The sequence below is a fragment of the Sphingomonas insulae genome, assembly GCF_010450875.1.
In the GTDB taxonomy this organism is placed as follows: domain Bacteria; phylum Pseudomonadota; class Alphaproteobacteria; order Sphingomonadales; family Sphingomonadaceae; genus Sphingomonas; species Sphingomonas insulae.
The window spans coordinates 2,856,891-2,878,283 of sequence record NZ_CP048422.1; the positions used below are offsets into that span (position 1 = coordinate 2,856,891).

Consider the following 21,393-nt stretch of genomic DNA (forward strand, 5'->3'; position numbering starts at 1 on the left):
GATGACGACAGGGCAAGGCGACGGGTCAGGCATCGCGCCCCAATGACGCATTCCAATCGGGAGGATACACCATGGACACCACCACCCTCTTCCGCCTCGACGGCAAGGTCGCGCTGGTCACCGGCGGCAGCCGCGGCATCGGCAAGATGATCGCGGCGGGCTTCATCGCCCAGGGCGCCAGGGTCTATATCTCGTCGCGCAAGGCCGCCGCCTGCGCCGACGCCGCAGCAGAGCTGGGGCCCAATTGCATCCCCCTGCCCCAGGACGTCAGCACGGTCGCCGGCTGCCAGGCGCTGGCGGAACAGCTGGCCGCGCACGAAGGCCGGCTCGACATCCTCGTCAACAATGCCGGTGCCGCCTGGGGCGTGCCGTTCGAGGAGTTTTCGGAAACGGGTTGGGACAAGGTCATGGACCTCAACGTCAAGTCGCCCTTCTTCCTGACGCAGGCGCTGCACGGGCTGCTGAAGGCCGCAGGCACGCCGCAGCGCCCGGCCAAGGTCATCAATATCACCTCGATCGACGGCCAGCGCCTCAATCCGTGGGAAACGTACAGCTATCACGCCTCGAAATCGGCGCTGATCTACCTGACCAAGCGGCTGGCGGCACGGCTGGTGAAGGATGCGATCAACGTCACCTCGATCGCCCCCGGCGCCTTCCCCAGCGATATGAACAAGGCCGCACGCGACCACGGCGACGCCATCGCCCGCGGCATTCCGGCCGGCCGGATCGGCGTCGACGAAGACATGGCCGGCGCCGCCATCTACCTCGCCAGCCGCGCCGGCGATTACGTGGTGGGCGAAACGATCACCGTCGACGGCGGCCTGGTACACGCCGCACTGGGCACCAGCATCGACGCGTAGGTGGGTGGCGCGAGGCGGGGGTGTTGTGGGGAGGGCGAACTGTCGGTGTGCGGGGACGCCGGTAGCGATAGCCGACATCACGCAGCACCGATTTTCCTAGTAACGATCGAATATCGGAAAAGAAAGACCTTCTCAAATCCCGCGTCGGGTATCCAAATTGATACGCTAGCAGTGCCAATCTGCGACGAAGGCCGCTGGCGCACCCGTTTGCCGTTTTGGAAGACGGTTAGTACTCTGTTGATCTTGCACCGTCCGCAATCGCGTTTGTGGCCGCACAAAGGTTGCCGACAAATCTCGTGCCATGCTGGACGACATATTTGCGCTCCTTGTTGCGCTGGCTGCGCTCTCGCGTGAAGGCGATCGTGCGCGGTCCGCTGACGCGGCCACCGAGTTCAAACCAGATAACCCAATATCCAGCGATGTTGTAAGCACGCAGGAAGCGATGCTGCGGTACATCCTCGTCATCGATAACGTCCGTGCTGTTGAAAGGGCCACCTGCATCTGAAACCTTGCGATTGCCGATTGCCCGATGAAACTCCTCGACAACATCCGGCGGCAGTTGCGCCATGCTAGTGGCCATCGTTGATGCTGTTTGCAAAACACAGGGTGGGAATACCGGCATGTCTGGTTGATGGCGTTCCTTCCACGCCGCATACGGACCGACCTGCAATAGAACGCTGGCGACGAAGAGCATCAAATCCTCCCAGATTGGGGATGCAGCCAACCATTTGTGTGTGGCAATTCAAAGACGCCTTTCCGCCGCCAGAATGAGCTCCCGATGACGTGACCCCCGTTTCTTCATCCACCTGGACCTAGAGACCGGCCCCTCGAAGGGACGGACGGAATGAAGCGGAAGCAGTTTTCGGAAGAGCAGATCATCGGCATCCTGAAGGAGGCCGAGGCGGGTGCGGTGGTGACGGAACTGTGCCGCAAGCACGGCATGTCGAGCGCGACCTACTATGCATGGAAGGCGAAGTTCGGCGGCCTGGAGGTATCTGACGCGAAGCGTCTGAGGTCGCTTGAAGAGGAGAACGCGCGGCTCAAGCGGCTGCTTGCGGACACGATGCTGGACAACGCGGGGTTGAAAGACCTGCTGTCAAAAAAGTGGTGACGCCCGCCGCGAAGCGACAAGCGGTTGCGCATCTCCAGGCGACGTTGGGGATGAGCGAGCGGCGGGCGTGTGCTGTCGTCGGGGCGGACCGCACGAGCATGCGGTATCGCTCGTGCCGGGCAGATGATGGCGACCTTCGGTCGCGTCTGCGCGAGCTGGCGCAGCAGCGCCGACGGTTCGGCTATCGACGGCTGCACATCCTGCTGCGCCGGGACGGCATCACGATCAACCGCAAGAAGACCCAGCGGCTCTACCGTGAGGAAGGGCTGACGGTCAGGCGCCGGAAGGGACGAAGGCGCGCCGGTGGCGCGCGGGCACCTGCGCCGGTGCTGGCGCTCCCCAACCAGCGCTGGAGCCTGGACTTCGTGCACGACCAGCTCGTCACTGGCCGACGGTTCCGCGTGCTCAACATCGTCGACGACGTGACGCGCGAGTGCCTTCGGGCAGTGGTGGACACGTCGATTTCGGGCCGGCGGGTCGTGCGCGAGTTGACCGATCTGATCGCGGAACGTGGCAGGCCAAAGATGATCGTCAGCGACAACGGGACCGAACTGACGTCGAACGCGGTGCTTGCCTGGTCCAGCGACGCGGGCGTCGAGTGGCATTACATCGCGCCGGGCAAGCCGACGCAGAACGGGTTCGTCGAGAGCTTCAACGGTCGCATGCGCGACGAGCTGCTCAACGAGACGCTATTCTTCACGGTTCGCCAGGCCCGCTCGATCCTGGCGCGCTGGGTCGACGACTACAACACCGAGCGGCCGCACTCGTCGCTAGGCTACGCTACCCCGGCTGCGTTCGCTGCCGGGCTCGAACAGCAATGGGCGGGGTTAACCCCGCCCATTGCTTCAACTGCGCTCATGCGCAACAACACCGGTCGGTCTCTGGTCGCAGCTGGATGAAAGACTGGGGTCACGTCACCGAAGACAACGGACGCCCTTCCCGAAAACGAAGGCCCGGCGAGACGGTCGGCGCTTTCCCATCGGGATGGCAAAACGGGATTCCTCACGTCTCCGCGTCACGAAGTACAGGCTGCGCTTAGTACAATAACCACTCCGGCATCGGCATCGCAGAACCCTCGATCTCTACAGGTATGATCGGACCAACTGCCTTTATGCCACTGTTTTGGCGCGACGGAACTCGTGCCGTCAGGTGAAAGATGAAGTCTTCTTGCGGGCTCGACGGTATGGTCATTTCGTGCACGCGTATGTCCAGTGCAGACAATTCCTGTTCGGTTAGATTCTGAGATCGGAAATCCAACGCCGGTCGATGATCCAGCTCGATTTCAAATCTCTTCAGCGCGTACCGATCCGGTAATCTGTCCCATTCGATCCGGATCACGGCAGATTCGCGTTTTGCATGTTCCGTCGCTGCCTCGACTAAGTTAGCAGGTGGAGACCAGCGGGAAGTACCAAATCGACATGCGAGGAATATCTTGGAGGGTCTGCCAGATTGGTTACGCCGATTGATGTACTGATCGGGTCCGGTATCGCGCGATGTACAAAAGTATGCCTCGTCAGGGCGCTGAAGGTTGCGCGTGCCATAAAGGCGCTGGGCGATGATTTCCGCCTGACCTAAGCTCTTCGCGGGTTTCAGGTCGTAGGCGTGAAGGGTACGGCGACCATTCACGTCATAGGCCAGAGAGGCGCGCTGCCCCTCGCTTGCGCCACATGACGATACTGAGATCAACAGCAATATGTTCGGTAACGATCGGTTCACGCGCTTCCTCCCCTGGTTCCGGTCAAGCCGATAGCAAGTAGAGGTGAAAGAGTTATCGAGGGTCGGCCAATCCACACGAGGGAGCGCGACGGTCGTGGCCACGGGCGATGTGCATTCGGGCTGGCCGATGCTCTTATCCGAACCAACCCTGCACATGCGATCCCGTTTGGAACGTATCAATGATGATCGACGTGATCTCCAAAAGTGCTGCTTGATGCCGGCTCACCTACTGCTTCGCGTTTGGGAACGGCCAGCGAGACGGCGCGGGCGTTCTCGGAATCGATCGAGTTGTGGGAAACGCTGCCTTGTCCGATCCTTTGATCGGCATCATGCTCTTGGGTCTTGCGACGGGAGCATGCCGCGCTTGGCATGCGCTTCAGCATCAGAGAAAGGGAAAGACCCGTCATGGCCGTTCTACGGCACACGATAATCGGCTTGTCCGTCCTTATATTTCCCGCTCTGCCCGGCTGTGCTCCAACCGCAACTTCCTCTCACCCGGCAGCATACCAGTCATTGACGGGATCGGTGTGGGCGCTTCGGTCTCTTCAACGCCGACACGTTCCGCGATCCCGTCACGAGGCGGTCACGCTGCGACTGCTACCCGACCACGGCATCGCGGGAACCGCCAGCTGCAATAGTGTCGGTGGCAGGGAATTCACTTGGACCGCTACGACGGATGCCGAGGGGTCATTCGCGCGTGATCCGTCACAGCCGACGATAATGACAGTCGCGGGGTGTAACAATGTAGTGGCGACACAGATCGCCAACCATTTTTGGACGCTGATGACGAAAGCTCGGAAATGGTCGATTGATCGCGGCGATCTGCTCCTACGCTTCGATGACGGCACGATGGCCGTTTTGAAGGCGATAGGTCCAACAGCGCAGACATCGACCGACTGTCGCTCCGCCGATCCAAACAATCTCGATTGTCACGACCCGGTGAACCCGCGAGAAGCCAAGCGCTGACGTGATAGCGCTGGCTGCCACTTCTACAATCAATCTTTCCCGACAGGGAGGACAATTGCCCGGGAGGCCGCGGCGACGGTCGTCCGCGGCGCCTGCTTCCCAAAATCTGTTCCCGATTGCTCTTTCCCGAAAAGGCATGGCGGAGACGGAGAAACGGGAAAGATCGCGCTTAACGAATGGCCGTTTTCGAATTCCCGGATCGCCAGCTTGCCCGACCGAGATTGGGCGGGACCGGTCGTCGCCGACACCGCCCGCCGCCCTCGCCTAGCGTGCGATGCCGCCCGCCGCCAGCACCGCCAGCGTCACCAGTTCGCTCGCGGTCGATGTCATCGGCGCGATCTGCACCGGCTTTTCCATGCCGATCAGCATTGGGCCGATGACGTTGTCGCCGCCCAGTTCGCGTAGCAGCTTGGCCGAGATGTGCGCCGATTGCAGGCCGGGCATGATGAGGATGTTGGCCTGGCCCGACAGGCGCGCGAACGGATATTTCTTGAGCTGCTTTGGATTGAGCGCAACGTCGGGCGGCATCTCGCCTTCATATTCGAAGCCGACGTTGCGGCCGTCGAGCACCGATACGGCATCGCGGATGTTGTCGACCCAAGCGCCCTTGGGGTTGCCGAAGGTGGAATAGCTCAGCATCGCGACGCGCGGTTCGTGGCCCATCCGGCGCGCGACCTGCGCGGTCTGTTCGGCGAAGTCGGCGAGCTGTTCGCCGGTCGGCCGCTCGTTGACGGTGGTGTCGGCGATAAAGACGGTGTGGCTTTGCCCGACGAGGACGTGGATGCCGAACGGGGTGCGCCCCGCCTCGGGATCGATCACCCGCTTCACCTGGCGCATCGATTCGGACCATGTCCGCGTAATGCCGGTTATCATCGCATCCGCTTCGCCCAGTTGCAGCAGCGCCGCACCGAAGACGTTGCGATCCTGGTTGATCATCCGCTCGACGTCGCGGCGCAGATAGCCGCGGCGTTGCAGCCGGGCATAGACGAAGTCGACCATCGCCGGGACCAGCGGCGAATGGCGGCTGTTGTGGACCTCATATTCCTGCGGGTTGGCGACGCCCAGCGCCTGCAGGCGGTCGTAGACGTCGTCGCGCCCGACCAGCACCGGCGTGCCATAGCCGCCTTCCTTGAAGGCGATGGCGGCGCGCAGCACCACTTCCTCCTCGCCCTCGGCGAACAGCACCCGCTTCGGCCGCGCCCGTGCGCCTTCGTAGGCGAGGCTGAGCACCGACGTCGTCGGGTTCAAGCGGGCACGCAGCTTCTGGCGATAGGCCTCCATGTCGAGGATCGGCTTGGTCGCGACGCCGGAATCCATCGCCGCCTTGGCCACCGCCGACGGCACCAGCTCCATCAGCCGCGGATCGAACGGCGCGGGGATGATATATTCGGGGCCGAAGCTGTGCTGGACGCCATACGCCAGCGCGACCTCCTCGGGCACCCGTTCGCGCGCCAGTTCGGCGATGGCGTTGGCGGCGGCGATCTTCATCGCATCGTTGATCCCCGTCGCGCGCACGTCGAGCGCCCCGCGGAAGATGAAGGGGAAGCCAATGACGTTGTTGACTTGGTTGGGATAATCCGACCGGCCGGTGGCGATGATCGCGTCCGGCCGCGCCGCCTTGGCGAGTTCGGGGCGGATCTCCGGTTCGGGGTTGGCCATCGCGAAGATGATCGGCGCCTTGGCCATGTGCGTCACCATCTCGGGCTTCAGCGCCCCGGCGGCGGACAGGCCGAGGAACACGTCGGCTCCCTCCAGCGCCTCGGTCAGCGTGCGGCGGTCGGTGACCGCGGCATGCGCCGACTGCCACTGGTTCACGTCCTCGCGGCCCTGGTAGATCACGCCGGTGCGATCGCACATGATGACGTTGTTGTGGCGCACGCCCATCGCCTTCATCAGCTCGGTGCAGGCGATCGCCGCCGCACCCGCGCCGTTGACGACGATCTTCACCTCGTCCAGCCGGCGCCCGGTCAGCAGGCAGGCGTTGATGAGGCCGGCCGCGCAGATGATCGCGGTGCCGTGCTGGTCGTCATGGAAGACGGGAATATTCATCCGCTCGCGCAGCGTCTGCTCGATGATGAAGCATTCAGGCGCCTTGATATCCTCGAGGTTGATGCCGCCGAAGGTCGGCTCCATCAGCTCGACCGCGTCGATGAAGCGATCGACGTCCTCGGTCTTCAGCTCGATGTCGATCGAATCGACGTCGGCGAAGCGTTTGAACAGCACCGCCTTGCCCTCCATCACCGGCTTCGACGCCAGCGCCCCGAGATTGCCCATGCCAAGGATCGCGGTGCCGTTGGAAATGACCGCGACCAGATTGCCCTTTGCGGTGTAATCATAGGCGGTTGAGGGATCGTCGGCGATCGCCTGCACCGGCACCGCAACGCCCGGCGAATAGGCGAGCGCGAGGTCGCGCTGCGTCGCCATCGGCTTCGATGCGATGATCTCGATCTTGCCGGGGCGCCCCTCCGAATGGAACAGCAGCGCCTCGCGCTCGGAGAATTGGATGGACGCTTCGTCGGACATGGGACCTCGCTGACGGGCTGACGCTAGGGCTCTTGGCGGTTTGGGCGCGGGGTTTCAACCCGCGGCGAGAGGGGGTATAGCCACAACCATGGACCGCGACCCCGGCGATTTCACGGCGCATACGCCGCCCAAGGCCCTCGCCGACATGTCGGAGGGCGAGATATCCGATTGGCTGGCGAGCCTGCCGCCGGCGCCGGGTATCCGGCATGGCGACGATCCCGATACGCGGAGCGAGGAACGCGCGCTGGCCGACTATGCGGCGGGGCGCGTCCACAGTCATGCGACGGTCAGCCAGTGGCTGCGCACATGCGGGACGCCCGATCATCGGCCCTTCAGGGAATGGTTGACAAGGCACGATGGCTGAGGTCGTCTGGCCGGACGACGTCATCGCGAAAATCGACGAAATCACGGCATATATCGCAGCAGACGACCCGATTGCGGCGCAGAAGATCGCGCAACGGCTGATCGCGCTCGGCGAAAGCCTGGCCGACTTTCCCGACCGTAGACGACCCGGCAGGAACGGCGCGCGCGAAATGACCGGCGTGTCGCCGTACATCATTCGTTACAGAATAATCGACGGAACCGTCGTCATCGTCGACGTGCGCCATGGTCGTCGACAGTCGCTGTCATGACGTCCACCCCCACCCCGATGATGGCGCAATACCTCAGCCTCAAGGCCGAGGCGGAGGATTGCCTGCTCTTCTATCGCATGGGCGATTTCTTCGAGATGTTCTTCGAGGATGCCCGGATCGCATCGCAGGTGCTCGACATCGCGCTGACGTCGCGCGGCGAGCATGATGGCGAGAAGATTCCGATGTGCGGCGTGCCGGTGCATGCCGCGACCGCCTATCTGCAACGGCTCATCAAGGCGGGACACCGTGTCGCCATCGCCGAACAGACCGAGACGCCGGCCGAAGCGAAGGCGCGCGGCGGCTACAAGGCGCTGGTCGCGCGCGGCATCGTCCGCGTCGTCACCGCGGGCACGCTGACCGAAGAGGCGCTGCTCGACGCGCGGCAGGACAATTGGTGCATCGCCATCGGCGAGGCGGCAGGCGCGGTCGCGATCGCCGCCGCCGACGTGTCGACCGGCCGCTTCGAACTGATCGACTGTTCCGCCGACGCGCTCGGCGCCGAACTCGCACGGCTGGGCGCGGCCGAGGTGGTGGCGTCGGAGGCTGGCGAGCAGACCCATGTCGCGACCACGCTGCGCCCGAAGCAGGGCTTCGACAGCGGCAGCGGCGAAACGCGGTTGCAGGCGCTGTTCGGCGTCGCCACGCTGGATGGCTTTGGCCAGTTCAGTCGCGCCGGGCTGGCCGCCGCGGGCGGGCTGGTCGCGTATCTGGAACATACCGCAAAGGGCGCCCTCCCCTTCCTGCGTCCGCCGCGGCTGACCCGGGCGGCGGAAACGATGGCGATCGACGCGGCGACGCGCGAGAGCCTTGAACTGACCTGCACCACCGGGGGGCAGCGCAAGGGCAGCCTGCTCGATTGCATCGATCGCACGGTGACCGGCGCGGGCGCGCGGTTGCTCGCCGCCGATCTCGGTGCGCCGTTGATGGACAAGGCGGCGGTCGATGCCCGGCTGGATCTGGTCCAGTATTTCCACGATGCGGCGGGCCAGCGCGAACAGGTGCGCGCCGCATTGCGGGCGCTGCCGGACATCGGGCGGGCGATCGGGCGACTGGCGGCGGGGCGTGGAAGCCCCCGCGATCTCGGCCAGTTGCGCGACGGCCTGGATGGCGCGTGGCACCTCGGCGAACGGCTGGCGAAGATCGATGCGCCGCTGGCGCTGCTCGACCGCGTCGCGCCGAAACTGCGCGGGCATGGTGCGCTCGTCGACCTGCTCAGGCGCGCACTGGTACCCGCGCCGCCGATCGAGGCGAGCGAGGGCGGCTATATCGCCGCCGGCTACGACCTCGCGCTCGACGATCTGCGCGATGCGGGCGCAGGCGGGCGCCGCGCCATCGCCGCGCTGGAAGCCGACATGAAGGCGGCGACCGGCATTACCGCACTGAAGGTCCGCCACAACAACGTGCTCGGCTATCATGTCGAGGTGCCGGCGCGGTCCGCCGACCCGCTGATGAAGCCCGACAGCGGCTTCACGCATCGCCAGACGCTGGCCGGGGTCGTCCGCTTCAACACCCCCGCCCTGCATGAGGTCGCGGCAAAGGTGTCGCAGGCCGGCGCGCACGCGCTCGCCGCAGAGGCTGCGCATCTGGCCGACCTCACCGCCGCCGCGCTGGCGCATCGCGAGGCGATCGCCGCCACGGCCGACGCGCTTGCCCGAATCGACGTCGCCGCCGCGCTGGCGGAACGCGCGGCGGAGGGGCAATGGGCGCGGCCGCACCTGGTCGATCATGCCTGTTTCGACATCGCGGGCGGGCGGCACCCGGTCGTGGAGGCCGCGGTGGCGCGTTCGGGTGACCGCTTCGTCGCCAACGATTGTTCGCTATCGCCGGATTCGCGCCTGTGGCTGGTCACCGGGCCGAACATGGGCGGCAAGTCGACCTTCCTGCGCCAGAATGCGCTGATCGCGGTGCTGGCGCAGGCGGGCAGCTACGTGCCCGCGACCAAGGCGACGCTGGGCATGGTCGACCGCCTGTTCAGCCGCGTCGGCGCATCGGACAATCTGGCGCGCGGCCGATCGACCTTCATGGTCGAGATGGTGGAGACCGCGGCGATCCTGGCGCAGGCGACGCCGAACAGCTTCGTGATCCTCGACGAGGTCGGGCGCGGCACATCCACCTATGACGGCCTCGCCATCGCCTGGGCGGTGGTGGAGGCGATCCATGAGGACAATCGCTGCCGCTGCCTGTTCGCGACGCATTATCACGAATTGACCCGCCTCGCCGAACGCTGCGAGGCGCTGACGCTGCACCATGTCCGCGCCCGCGAATGGAAGGGCGAGCTGGTGCTCCTCCACGAATTGAGCACCGGACCGGCGGATCGCAGCTACGGCCTTGCCGTCGCACGGCTGGCGGGGATGCCGCCGGCGACGGTGGCGCGGGCGAAAGCGGTGCTGGCGAAGCTGGAGGCGGGGCGCGCCAGGACCGGCGGCCTCGCGGCGGGGCTCGACGACCTGCCGCTGTTCGCCGCCGCGCAGGTGGCGGAAGCGGAGCAATGCGACGCGATCCGCAGCGAGGTGGAGGCGCTGGACGTCGATGCACTGACTCCGCGCGAGGCGCTCGACACGCTCTATCGATTGAAGGCGCTGGCGCGGGAGGGATGAGGCCGCAAGGCGCAGGCTCAGACGCCGCCGGCACGATGGACCAGCAACCGCTGTCCTACACGCCAGGCTTCGGCTATCGAGCGTGCGTCATGCCGGTCTCCCGCCCCGATCGCCTTGCTGCCCTGCGCCGCCGCACCTCCTGCCACCCTCGTCTCCGATCGCGACGTAGTGTCAACTTCGGCAACTTCCGCGCTGCGGGCCGGGGTGCGTTGCGCGGCCTCGCCATGACCGGCGCGATTCGATGAGCGGCCGTTTCGACCATCTCCCCAACCGCCGCGCGATCGTCGATCGCCGGGCGCTCGCCGATCGCATCGCAGCGATAGACGCCAGCGACACCGCCCTTCGTATCCAGGCGACGGCGATCCTCAAGGGCGCGCTGGCCGACGGGCGGGCCGAAATCCAGCGGCGGCTCGCCGCGCACCCCTCGCGCGGGTTGGAGGCGTCGAACGCACAGGCCTATCTGGTCGACCAGCTGCTGCGCGTGCTGTTCGATCTCGCGACGCAGCGGCTGCATCCGCTCGCCAATCCGACTGCGGGCGAACGGCTGACGCTAATCGCGGTCGGCGGTTACGGGCGGGCGGAGATGGCGCCGTTTTCCGATGTCGACATCGGTTTCCTGACCCCCGGCAAGCAGACGCCCTGGGCCGAACAGGTCATCGAATCGATGCTCTACGCGCTATGGGACATGGCGTTGAAGGTCGGCCATTCCAGCCGCTCGCTGGACGATATGGTGCGCCAGTCCAAGGCCGACGTGACGATCCGCACCGCGCTGCTCGAGGCGCGCTACGTCACCGGCGACACGACCTTGTACGAAGAGGCGGCGAAACGCTTCAAGGCGGAGGTGCAGCATGGCACCGAACGCCAGTTCATCGCCGACAAGCTCGCCGAACGCGACGCGCGCCATCGCAAGATGGGCGACACCCGCTATGTCGTCGAACCCAATGTGAAGGAGGGCAAGGGCGGCCTTCGCGACCTGCACGCGCTGTTCTGGATCGGCAAGTATATCCACGACGTGCAGCGCGGCGCCGACCTCGTCGATGCCGGCTTGCTGACGGCGGAGGAATACAAGCTGTTCCACCGCGCCGACAACTTCCTGCAGGCGGTCCGCTGCCATCTGCATAGCGTGACACGGCGGGCGGAGGATCGGCTGACGTTCGACGTGCAGCGCGAAATCGCGACGCGCATGCGGTTTTCCGATCGCCCGGGCAAATCCGCGGTCGAACGCTTCATGCAATATTACTTTTTGCAGGCGAAGACGGTCGGCGACCTCACCGGCGTGTTCCTGGCGCACCTCGACGAACGGTTCGCGGCGCGTGGGCGACGGTTCGGCCTGCCGACCATCCGGCGACGGCCCGGCAAACTGCACGGGTTCGTGCTCGATCGCGGCCGGTTGGCTCTGCCGAGCGATGATTATTTCGTCGAAGACCCGGTGCGCCTGATCGAGATATTCCAGCTCGCCGACCTGCACGGGGTCGAAATCCATCCGCTGGCGATGCGCGCCGCCAATCGCGACGCGCGATTGATCGCTGCCCACCGCCGCGACCCGCGCGCCAACGCGCTGTTCCTCGACGTGCTGACCAGCCCGCGCGACCCCGAACTCGTGTTGCGCTGGATGAACGAGGCGGGGGTGTTCGGCCGCTTCGTTCCCGATTTCGGCCGTGTCGTCGCGCAGATGCAATTCGACATGTATCACCATTACACCGTCGACGAACATACGATCCGCGCGATCGGCCTGCTCGCCCGGATCGAAAGCGGCGCGCTGAAGGACGATCACCCCCTCTCCTCCGCCATTATCAAGCATATCGTGTCGCGCCGGGTCCTGTTCGTCGCGGTGCTGCTGCACGATATCGCCAAGGGGCGCGGCGGCGATCATTCGATCCTGGGCGCGGAGGTGGCCGAGCGGCTCTGCCCGCGCTTCGGGCTGACGCCGGCGGAAACCGACACCGTCGCCTGGCTGGTACGCTGGCACCTGCTGATGTCCGCGACCGCGTTCAAGCGGGACCTGAGCGATTTCAAGACGATCCTCGATTTCTGCGAGGTGGTGCAAAGTCCGGAACGGCTGCGGCTGCTGCTCGTGCTGACCATCGTCGATATTCGCGCCGTCGGCCCCGGTACGTGGAACGGGTGGAAGCGTCAGCTGCTCGCCGACCTGTTCGAGGCGGCCGAGGAGGTTCTGCGCCTCGGCCACAAGCAGCGTGGCCGCGGCGAACGGATCACGGCGCGGCAGGCGACGCTACAGGCGACGCTCGGCTGGGACGATGCGCGATTTGCCGCCTTCGTGCGGCGCTTTCCGGAGGCTTATTGGATCGCGGAGCCCGACGACGTGCTGGCGCACAACGCGCGATTCATGGCCGCGGCCGGTGATGCGCAGCTCTCGATCGATGCGCAGGTCTATTCCGAACGCGGCGCGACGCTGGTGACCATCTATGCCGCCGATCACCCCGGCCTGTTCTATCGCATCGCCGGTGCGATCCATGTCGCCGGCGGCAACATCATCGACGCACGCATCCACACCACGCGCGACGGCATGGCGATCGATAACTTCCTGGTGCAGGACCCGTTCGGCCGCCCCTTCGACGACCTCAGCCAGCTCGGCCGGTTGAAGACCGCGATCGAGGATGCCCTGGCCAACCGCGGCAAGCTCGCCGACCGGCTGGAGGCGAAGCCCGCACCACGCACCCGCGCCGATGCGTTCGAAATCGTGCCGAACGTACTGATCGACAATCGCGCGTCGAACCGCTTCACCGTGATCGAGGTCAATGCGCGCGATCGCCCGGCGCTGCTCAACCAATTGGCGCAGGCGCTGTTCCAGTCGAAGGTGACGCTGCATTCAGCGCATGTCGCGACCTATGGCGAGCGTGCGGTCGACACCTTCTACGTCACCGATCTGACCGGCGACCGCATCGTCGCACCGGCACGATTGAAGGCGCTGGAAAAGCGGCTGCGCACCGCGGCGGCGGGGGAGGCCATGGACATGGCCGCCTGACCACCAAAATGCCGTGCAATCGTAGGGAGATGCGGCCGTGTGGCCCCCTCCTCATGCCTCCGGCGGGGCGAATGTCAGCATGGTGTCGCCCGTCTCCACGACCGGACGCTGGGTGGTCGAAAAGAGCAGCAGGCGCCTGTCCGGCTTCATTACCGCCACGGGCTCCGCCGCCGCGGAAAGCCGGGCGCGATAGGCGTCGTAGGTGTGCATGTCGGTGATCCGGGTGCGGCCGAACGACCAGCCCGCGGCCACCCGCTGTTGCAGTTCGTCGATCGTCTCCCCGCCCTCCAGCAGCACCCGCCCTCGGCCGCGCGCGCGGCGATCCTCGTCGACGCCGGTCTGGGTCAGCTTGTCGGTACCCACCTCGGGTCCCAGGTCCGCGCAGACCAGCGCATTGTAGGAATCGCTGTCGGTCGCGGCGATCACATGCTGGAACTGCAGCATGTCGAGCGTGTCCTGCGTCACCTCGTCGAGGATGTCGCCGCGATGCACGTCCAGCTGCTTCTTGCGTGCGGCGCGCAGCGCGAACTTCGCGGTGTCCGCGACGGTCACCTTCAGCCCCATCCCCTGCAACGCCACACCCAGCGCGGCGGTGAAGGCGTTTGCGCCGACCAGCAGCACGCCCTCGCCCTTACCCTTGTCGATGCCCAGCCGTCGCGCGACCCAGCCGGCGGAAAAACCATGGGCAAAGATCGTCGCGACCACCACGCCGAACACCAGCGGCACGAGCGCGTCGGCATCTTTCATGCCGAAATCGTCGAGGCGCAGCGCGAACAGGCTGGTCACCGCAATCGCGACCACGCCGCGCGGCGCGATCCAGGCGACGAATAACCGCTCACGCCAGGGCATGTTCGAAAACATCAGGCTGGCCAGCACCGTCACCGGCCGCACCACGAACAGCAGCAGGAACAGGAAGATCAGGAAGCGCGCCTGAAAGCGTTCGATGACGCTCCATTGCAGCGTGGCCGACAGAATGATGAACACGCCCGAGATCAGCAGAACGGCGAGATCTTCCTTGAAGTGCTTCAGCGCCGCCGTCGACTGGGTCTGGCGATTGGCGAGTACGACGCCCATGACCGTGACGGTAATCAGTCCGGTCTCATGCTTGATGAGGTCGGCCATCACGAAGCCGGCGATGACGGTGACGAGGACGCTCGGCGCCTTGAGATATTCGGGAATATAGCCGCGGCGGAACGCCGTCGTCAGGCCGAAACCCAGGCCCACGCCGATCAACGCCGCGACGAGGGTCGCGGCGGCGACGTCGAAGCCGATCGCCACCACGCTGCGGTCAGGGCCGATATAGGTGATGTAGGCGTAGATCGCGACCGCGAGCAGCGCGCCGATCGGATCGTTGACGATCCCTTCCCACTTCAACGTATCGCGGACCCTCGCCGGCACCCGCAACGTCCGCAGCATCGGGCCGATGACGGTCGGTCCGGTCACCACCAGAATTCCGCCGAACAGCGCCGAAATGCCGAGTGGCAGGCCTGCGCCATAGAAGGCGGCGGCCGTGCCGAGTACCCATCCGACTGGCACGCCAATGACCACCAGTCGCAGCACCGCCGATCCCGCGTGGCGCAAATCACGAAAATTGAGGCTGAGCCCGCCTTCGAACAGGATCACCGCCACCGCCAGCTTGATGATCGGCTGTTGCAATGCGCCGAAATCCCGCTGCGGATCGATAAGGCCGGTGACGGGTCCCGCCAGCACACCGGCGATCAGCATCAACGCGATCGCCGGCCGTCCGGTGCGCCAGGCGATCCATTGCGCACCAATGCCGAGCACGCCGATGAGCGCCAGTTTGACGAGCAAGGAATCAAAGATCAGCAGCTTTCCCCTTCGGCGTTTCCAATCGCCTATACTCGGGCTGGGTTCCGCGGTCCCTCTCAATCCTGTTGCGGCGCAGCGAGGCGAAAGCGGGACGATCCCCCTGTCGCAGGCTGCGCCGTCAAACAAAAGGCCGGGCGTGCATCGCTGCACGCCCGGCCCAGTGTCGTTATGTCGGCAGGATCAGAAACGCGCGCGGATCGTCGCACCATAGGTGCGCGGTTCGGCAAGGAACTGCGAGAAAAGCTGGCGGCCGCCCGGATATTGCGGGTCCTGGAACGCGGAGGACACGCCGCCTTCCTGGAACGGCGAGTTGAAAGCGACCTGCGCGTAATCGACGTTGAAGAGGTTCTGGCCCCAGAATTCCAAGCTGAACTTTTCGTCGGGCGTACGCAGGCCGATGCGGGCATTGACGATCGCATAGCCGTCCTGCTGCTTCTGCGGGAACAGGTCGGAGCCGGTGTTATAGTCGCTCGTCATGCGCGTATCGGCGTAGAAGAGCGCCGAATAGCCGCCACCGATCTGCGGCGTCCACGATGCCGACGCGGTGGTGACGATGTCGGCGGAATTCGACAGGCGCTGCCCCGGCAGCTTGCGCAACGACTGGTTCAGCGGTGCGCCCGCACCGGTGCCGACCAGATTGTCGCGATAGCCGGTGTCTGTGAAAGTCGCACCAAGCGACACGCGGACGTCGCGTGCCGGCACCAGCGACGCTTCCAGTTCGACACCCTGCGCACGCACGCCATAACCGACGTCGCCGGACGGACACGCACCGGTGGTGCCCGCCGCCGCATTGTAGTTGCTGGCGCCGGTGAATTTGTTCTGGTCGCGATCCCCGCCGTTCAGGTTTGACGAGCAGCCGTTGATGTTCTGGACGATGAAGACGCTGCCGTCGAAGGTGTTGAGCTGGAAGTTCTTGAAGTCCTGACGGAACGCCGCGATGCTGAGGCTGAACGGACCGGTGCCGTATTTCGCGCCGATTTCGAACGAATTGACCGTCTCCGGCGCGAACTGGAGGTTGCCCACCAGCGCCTGCGCACCGCCCGATGCCGCGAAACTGGCGATCGGCAGCTTCAGTGCCGAGCGATCGAGGTTGAACCCGCCCGCCTTGTAGCCGCGCGAATAGCTGCCGTAGAGCAGCAGGTTGTCGATCGGCTTCCACGACAGGATCGCAGTGCCGGTGACCTGGTCTTCCTTGCGGCTGCTGTTGATCGACACGCCGTTCAGTTCGGCGGTCGAATTGCCCTGGCAGGCGAGGCCGATCAGGCCGGTGGCCGTCGCGCCCAGCGTCGCCAGGAACGGCGTCAGCAGCGCCTGCTGCGTCTGACAGCCGACGTTGTCGTTGGTGAAGGTCGCATCGAACTTCTTGCGCTCGTTGGTGTAGCGCGCGCCGAGCGTCAGATCGACCGTGTTGGTAACGTGGAAGATGTTATGCGTGAAGACCGCATAATTGCGGCTGTTCTGGTTGTAGACGTCGCGGGTCGAGCCCTTGTCGTTGATCGCATCGAGCGTGTCGAACGCGCGCAGCAGCACGCCGCCAAGCGCCGCCGACCCGCCGGTGGCCGCGCCGCTGGCGACGACGGCACGACCCGTCGCGCTGAGACAGCCCGCCCCCGTCGGCGCGTAGAACGCCGCAAGGCCACCACCCGACACCGCGCGGCAGGTCGCGAAACGGCCATATTGGCTGCCGAAGCGCAGGTTATCGAGAACGCGAAGGTCTTCGTTGGCGAAGAAGCCACCGACCAGCCAGTCGAGCTTGTCGTTGAACAGCGAACCGTTCAACCGCAGTTCCTGCGTGAAGGTGCGGAAGCGGCGTGCGGAATTGCCGTTGGCGGCGCGATACAGGATGTCGACGCGGCTGTAGTCGGTGTCCGAACCCTGATCCGAATCATAGTCGCGATAGGCGGTGATCGACGTCAGCTTGGTGCTGCCGATGTTCCAGTCGAGCTGCCCCGACACACCCCAGTCCTTGGTCTTGCCGGCAAAGCTGCGGCCCGGGCTGACCGAGACGTCGCGGCTGTATCCCGGCTGATTGACCAGGTTGAGCGGCTGACCCAGATCGCGGATCACGTTGACGATGTTGTTGCCCGCACCGCCGGCGGCGAGGCCGGCATTGACCGATGCGACGGGATCGTTGAGGTTGCCGACCGCCTGGTTCACCGAACGGTCGACATAAGTCGCCGCGCAGCACTTTTCGTCACGGTGCGTGTAATCGCCGATCAGGCGGAAACGGACGTTGCTGCTCGGTTCGAACAGCAACTGGCCACGCACGAAGTAGCGGTCGCGATCGTTGACGTCGGTGTTGTTGGTATAGTCGCGATAGAAGCCGTCGCGCTTGACGTAGACGCCATCGACGCGGGCCGCGATCGTCTCGGTCAGCGGCAGGTTCAGGTTGCCGGCGACGCGATAGAAATTGTAATTGCCGTAGGTCGCCTCGGCACCGCCGCTGAAGCCCTCGAACGAGGGTCCCTTGCTGATGATGCTGATGAGGCCGGCCGACGAGTTGCGGCCACCCAGCGTACCCTGCGGTCCGCGCAGCACCTCGACACGGTCGATCTCACCCAGTTCGGTCAGGCCGATACCGGACCGCGAGCGGTAGACGCCGTCGATGAAGACCGCGACCGAGCTTTCGAGGCCGGGATTGTCGCCGACCGTGCCGATGCCGCGGATGCGGGCCGAGCCGTTCGCTTCCGATCCGGTCGAGGACACGAGCAGCGACGGTGCCAGCTGATTGAGCTGGCGGATATCGTTCGCACCCGAATTCTGCAGCGTTTCGGCCGACACGGCGGAAATGGCGACCGGCACGTCGGCCAGCGCCTGCGCGCGGCCCTGCGCGGTGACGACGATGTCCGCCTGGTTCTGGTCGTCCTGCGTCACCGATGCGGCCGCGGTTGCCGACGTGGTCTGCGCCGCCGGGGTGGCCTGGTCCGGAGAGGTGTTCTGCGCCACGGCGGGTGTGGCAATCGCAATCGTCGCTGCCGACAGCAGGTACGCGGTAAGACGCATGGTCATCTCTCTCCTGAACGATTTTCGTTTTTCGAATATCGGGTTTTCTTTTGAGGCTAGGGTCGCCCAGGCGTGAGCGTCCAGTATTTTGTGCCTCGCAACCGACTTTTCGAACGGAGTGTCGCCAATGCGCAACACCGGGCCCGTTGCCGGACCCGGTGTTCGAAAAGACCTTACGCTAGGGAAAGCGCCAGATTGGTATTAATCAGGACAGGGGGACTTACCCGCCTGCCGTGTCGGCCGATTTACTTGGGCGCGAGCACCATCAGCATCTGCCGGCCTTCCATGCGCGGATAGGCTTCGACCTTCGCCGTTTCGGCGACCTGTTCGGCAACCCGCTGGAGCACAGCCATGCCGAGCTGGCCATGGCTTAGCTCGCGGCCGCGGAAGCGCATGGTGACCTTCACCTTGTCGCCCTCCTCGATGAATTCCGCGACCTTCTTCATCTTGGTATCGTAATCGTGGTCGTCGATGTTCGGACGCATCTTGATCTCCTTGATCTCCTGCGTCTTCTGCGACTTCCTCGCGAGGTTCGCCTTCTTCTGCGCCTCGTACTTGAACTTGCCGACGTCGAGGAACTTGGCGACGGGCGGATCGGCGTTCGGTGACACCTCGACCAGATCCAGGCCGAGTTCCTGCGCCTGCGCCATCGCCTCGCGCGTGTACATCACGCCAAGATTCTCGCCCTCATGGTCGATCACGCGGACCTTGGGGCTGACGATCCACTCGTTGAAACGAGGGCCATTCATTGGCGGCGCCTGGTTCGGCCGGCGCATCATGGGAGGACGTATGGGTATTGCTCCTGTGGTGGTTTGGGTTCGGATATAGTGGATCGCGGCCCTTTTTGAAAGGGACCTGTTCCCCTCCCGGTTCGGGAAGGGGTAAAGGCCGTTACCCGAGATCGGGCGGCGTCGCTTCGTCGCGCAGGCGGGCGACGATGTCTTCCACGGTCAGGAATTCCTGCGCCTGGCTGCCGAGACGACGGACGGCGACCTTGCCCCCTCCGCCTCGCGCTTGCCGACGACCAGCAGCACCGGAACCTTCGCCACCGAATGTTCGCGCACCTTGTAGTTGATCTTTTCGTTGCGCAGGTCGGTCTCGACGCGGATGCCCGCCTTGCGCAGTTCGGCCGCGACGCGATGGGCGTAATCGTCGGCGTCGGACACGATCGTCGCGACCACCGCCTGCACCGGCGAGAGCCACAGCGGGAAACGGCCCGCGTGATGTTCGATCAGGATGCCGATGAAGCGTTCGAACGTGCCGAGGATCGCGCGGTGGAGCATGATCGGGCGGTGACGGTTGCCGTCCTCGCCGATGTAGCTGGCATCGAGCCGTTCGGGCAGCACGGTATCGGTCTGGATCGTGCCGACCTGCCACGTCCGCCCGATCGCATCGGTCAGGTGGAATTCGAGCTTGGGAGCATAGAACGCCCCCTCGCCCGGCAATTCCTCCCAGCCGTATTCGGGCGTGTCGCGACCGGTCGCCGCGACCGCGTCACGCAGCGACTGTTCGGCCCAGTCCCACATCTCTTCCGAGCCGAACCGCTTTTCGGGGCGAAGCGCCAGCTTGATCGCATAGCTGTCGAAGCCGAGGTCCTGATAGACGCTATCGAGCAATTCGCAGAATTTGCGGACTTCATCGACCAGCTGGTCCTCGCGCACGAAGATATGCGCGTCGTCCTGCGTGAACTGGCGGACGCGCATGATGCCGTGCAGCGCGCCATGCGGCTCGTTGCGGTGGCAGCAGCCGAATTCGGCCATGCGGATCGGCAGGTCGCGATAGGACTTGATCCCCTGTTTGAAGATCAGCACGTGCGCCGGGCAGTTCATCGGCTTGAGCGCCATCAGGTCGCCCTCGCCCGACAGAACCTGCCCCTCGTCCTCGGTGTTCGGCACTTCGTCCGGCACGACGAACATGTTCTCGCGATATTTACCCCAATGGCCGGACTGTTCCCACTGGCGCGCGTCCATCAGCTGCGGGGTCTTCACCTCGGCATAATCGGCAGCGTCGAGGCGGCGGCGCATATACGCCTCCAGCTGGCGCCAGAGGATGAAGCCCTTGGGGTGCCAGAAGACCGACCCCTGCGCCTCCGACTGGAGATGGAACAGGTCCATCTCCTGCCCGATCTTGCGATGGTCGCGCTTGGCCGCCTCCTCCAGCATGAAGAGGTGCTGGTCGAGCTGCTTCTTGTTGAGCCAGCCGGTGCCGTAGATGCGGCTGAGCATCGCATTCTTCTGGTCGCCGCGCCAGTATGCGCCGGACACGCGCGTCAGCTTGAACGCATTGGGATCGAGCTTGCCGGTCGAGACCATGTGCGGCCCGCGGCACATGTCGAGCCACTGGCCCTGACGATAGATCGTCAGTTCCTCGTTGTCGGGCAGCTCGGCGGCCCATTCGGCCTTGAACGTCTCCCCCTGTTGCCGCCACGTCTCGATCAGCTGCTCGCGGGTCCAGACTTCCCGCGTGAACGGTTCGTTGCGGGCGATGATGCGGCGCATCTCCGCCTCGATCGCGGGCAGGTCCTCTTCGGTAAACGGGCGGTCCTTCGGCGCGAAGTCGTAGTAGAAACCATCGTCCGTCGCCGGGCCGAAGGTGATCTGCGTACCGGGGAACAGGTGCTGCACCGCTTCTGCCATCACGTGCGCGAGATCGTGGCGGACGAGTTCGAGCGCGTCCGCCTCGTCCTTCGCGGTCACCAGCGCCAGGTTGGTATCGCCTTCGAACGGGCGATTGAGGTCGCGTACCTGACCGTCGATGCGTGCGGCGAGCGCCGCCTTGGCGAGGCCCGGGCCGATCGCGGCTGCGACATCCGCGGGAGTAGTCCCGGGCGCAACCTCGCGGACGGAACCGTCGGGCAGCGTGATACGGAACAACTCGGCCGGGTGGGCGGACATGGGGCTAAAGCTTCCTTGGATAGCGGAGGCGCGGCTTATGCACGCGCTGCGGCGATGTAGGCAAGGCGCCCCGCACTTGCCAGCAGGACGGCGGAACCGGCGCGGAAGTTGCCGAAGTTGACACTACGTCCCGGTCGGAATCGCTTCCCCGGCGGAGGCGGCAGGCGCGGCGGCGGGCGAACGGCCGGGCGACGACATCATCCGGACGGGGACGAGGCGCGAACATGGCACGGCGCCTACGCCAGATCCGGCGCTGTAGGACAGGCCTATTTCAA

The 21,393-nt window shown here is 65.2% G+C and carries 14 protein-coding genes and 1 pseudogene; 7 read left to right on the forward strand and 8 right to left on the reverse strand.

Features of this window, described 5'->3' with window-relative positions; translation table 11 throughout:
- Window positions 1–71 precede the first annotated feature (71 nt).
- On the forward strand, window positions 72–860 hold the full coding sequence (locus GTH33_RS15215) for an SDR family oxidoreductase (protein WP_163959120.1): 789 nt from the start codon (window positions 72–74) through the stop codon (window positions 858–860).
- A gap of 226 nt (window positions 861–1,086) precedes the next feature.
- Here GTH33_RS15215 and GTH33_RS15220 read toward each other — a convergent pair whose 3' ends face one another.
- Window positions 1,087–1,554, reverse strand: a complete 468-nt coding sequence (locus GTH33_RS15220; protein ID WP_163959121.1) for a hypothetical protein — start codon at window positions 1,552–1,554, stop codon at window positions 1,087–1,089.
- Window positions 1,555–1,704: 150 nt separating this feature from the next.
- Between GTH33_RS15220 and GTH33_RS15225 the strand changes: the two genes are divergently transcribed.
- A protein-coding gene (locus tag GTH33_RS15225) for an IS3 family transposase (RefSeq protein ID WP_163957038.1) occupies window positions 1,705–2,870 on the forward strand; the annotation gives its coding sequence in 2 pieces (ribosomal slippage) (window positions 1,705–1,966 and window positions 1,966–2,870; 1,167 coding nt in all).
- 136 nt (window positions 2,871–3,006) lie between these two features.
- Here the strand turns inward: GTH33_RS15225 and GTH33_RS15230 are convergent.
- Window positions 3,007–3,687 carry a hypothetical protein gene (locus GTH33_RS15230; RefSeq protein WP_163959122.1) on the reverse strand — a complete coding sequence of 227 codons (681 nt, stop codon included), beginning with the start codon at window positions 3,685–3,687 and terminating at the stop codon, window positions 3,007–3,009.
- 176 nt (window positions 3,688–3,863) lie between these two features.
- A complete protein-coding gene (locus GTH33_RS15235; protein WP_163959123.1) occupies window positions 3,864–4,094 on the reverse strand; it encodes a hypothetical protein in 231 nt (76 codons plus the stop codon).
- Here GTH33_RS15235 and GTH33_RS15240 point away from each other — a divergent pair.
- On the forward strand, window positions 4,093–4,653 hold the full coding sequence (locus GTH33_RS15240; protein WP_243848122.1) for an META domain-containing protein: 561 nt from the start codon (window positions 4,093–4,095) through the stop codon (window positions 4,651–4,653). The genes GTH33_RS15235 and GTH33_RS15240 overlap by 2 nt on opposite strands.
- A 264-nt stretch (window positions 4,654–4,917) precedes the next feature.
- Here the strand turns inward: GTH33_RS15240 and GTH33_RS15245 are convergent, their stop codons facing one another.
- On the reverse strand, window positions 4,918–7,176 hold the full coding sequence (locus GTH33_RS15245) for an NADP-dependent malic enzyme (RefSeq protein ID WP_163959125.1): 2,259 nt from the start codon (window positions 7,174–7,176) through the stop codon (window positions 4,918–4,920).
- Between the two features lie 88 nt (window positions 7,177–7,264).
- Between GTH33_RS15245 and GTH33_RS15250 the strand changes: the two genes are divergently transcribed.
- From GTH33_RS15250 to GTH33_RS15265, 4 genes are all read left to right on the forward strand, one after another.
- Window positions 7,265–7,540, forward strand: a complete 276-nt coding sequence (locus GTH33_RS15250) for a hypothetical protein (RefSeq protein WP_243848123.1) — start codon at window positions 7,265–7,267, stop codon at window positions 7,538–7,540.
- Window positions 7,533–7,808 (forward strand): type II toxin-antitoxin system RelE/ParE family toxin, encoded by a 276-nt coding sequence (locus tag GTH33_RS15255; protein ID WP_163959126.1) that lies wholly within the window; start codon window positions 7,533–7,535, stop codon window positions 7,806–7,808. The genes GTH33_RS15250 and GTH33_RS15255 overlap by 8 nt, the downstream gene beginning before the upstream one ends.
- A 17-nt stretch (window positions 7,809–7,825) precedes the next feature.
- On the forward strand, window positions 7,826–10,405 hold the full coding sequence (gene mutS / locus GTH33_RS15260; protein ID WP_163960129.1) for a DNA mismatch repair protein MutS: 2,580 nt from the start codon (window positions 7,826–7,828) through the stop codon (window positions 10,403–10,405).
- Between the two features lie 241 nt (window positions 10,406–10,646).
- The gene (locus GTH33_RS15265) at window positions 10,647–13,391 is read left to right on the forward strand and encodes a [protein-PII] uridylyltransferase (protein WP_163959127.1); all 2,745 of its coding nucleotides are present in this window, start codon (window positions 10,647–10,649) and stop codon (window positions 13,389–13,391) included.
- A gap of 51 nt (window positions 13,392–13,442) precedes the next feature.
- Here the strand turns inward: GTH33_RS15265 and GTH33_RS15270 are convergent, their stop codons facing one another.
- From GTH33_RS15270 to thrS, 4 genes and pseudogenes are all read right to left on the reverse strand, one after another.
- Entirely contained in the window at window positions 13,443–15,203 is a 1,761-nt protein-coding gene (locus GTH33_RS15270; RefSeq protein ID WP_163959128.1) for a cation:proton antiporter, read from the reverse strand.
- A gap of 198 nt (window positions 15,204–15,401) precedes the next feature.
- Window positions 15,402–18,224, reverse strand: coding sequence for a TonB-dependent receptor (locus GTH33_RS15275; protein ID WP_163960131.1), 2,823 nt, complete (start codon window positions 18,222–18,224; stop codon window positions 15,402–15,404).
- A gap of 245 nt (window positions 18,225–18,469) precedes the next feature.
- Window positions 18,470–19,003 carry a translation initiation factor IF-3 gene (gene infC, locus GTH33_RS15280; protein ID WP_163959129.1) on the reverse strand — a complete coding sequence of 178 codons (534 nt, stop codon included), beginning with the start codon at window positions 19,001–19,003 and terminating at the stop codon, window positions 18,470–18,472.
- 112 nt (window positions 19,004–19,115) lie between these two features.
- Window positions 19,116–21,118, reverse strand: a pseudogene (gene thrS, locus GTH33_RS15285) (threonine--tRNA ligase).
- Window positions 21,119–21,393: the final 275 nt, after the last annotated feature.

Coding starts and splice junctions, on each gene's coding strand:
- GTH33_RS15275 (WP_163960131.1), bottom strand. CDS start 18,224: ATGCGTCTTACCGCGTACCTGCTGTCGGCAGCGACGATTGCGATTGCC.
- mutS (WP_163960129.1), top strand. CDS start 7,826: ATGATGGCGCAATACCTCAGCCTCAAGGCCGAGGCGGAGGATTGCCTG.
- GTH33_RS15245 (WP_163959125.1), bottom strand. CDS start 7,176: ATGTCCGACGAAGCGTCCATCCAATTCTCCGAGCGCGAGGCGCTGCTG.
- GTH33_RS15240 (WP_243848122.1), top strand. CDS start 4,093: ATGGCCGTTCTACGGCACACGATAATCGGCTTGTCCGTCCTTATATTT.
- GTH33_RS15250 (WP_243848123.1), top strand. CDS start 7,265: ATGGACCGCGACCCCGGCGATTTCACGGCGCATACGCCGCCCAAGGCC.
- GTH33_RS15215 (WP_163959120.1), top strand. CDS start 72: ATGGACACCACCACCCTCTTCCGCCTCGACGGCAAGGTCGCGCTGGTC.
- infC (WP_163959129.1), bottom strand. CDS start 19,003: ATGATGCGCCGGCCGAACCAGGCGCCGCCAATGAATGGCCCTCGTTTC.
- GTH33_RS15265 (WP_163959127.1), top strand. CDS start 10,647: ATGAGCGGCCGTTTCGACCATCTCCCCAACCGCCGCGCGATCGTCGAT.
- GTH33_RS15220 (WP_163959121.1), bottom strand. CDS start 1,554: ATGCTCTTCGTCGCCAGCGTTCTATTGCAGGTCGGTCCGTATGCGGCG.
- GTH33_RS15255 (WP_163959126.1), top strand. CDS start 7,533: ATGGCTGAGGTCGTCTGGCCGGACGACGTCATCGCGAAAATCGACGAA.
- GTH33_RS15235 (WP_163959123.1), bottom strand. CDS start 4,094: ATGACGGGTCTTTCCCTTTCTCTGATGCTGAAGCGCATGCCAAGCGCG.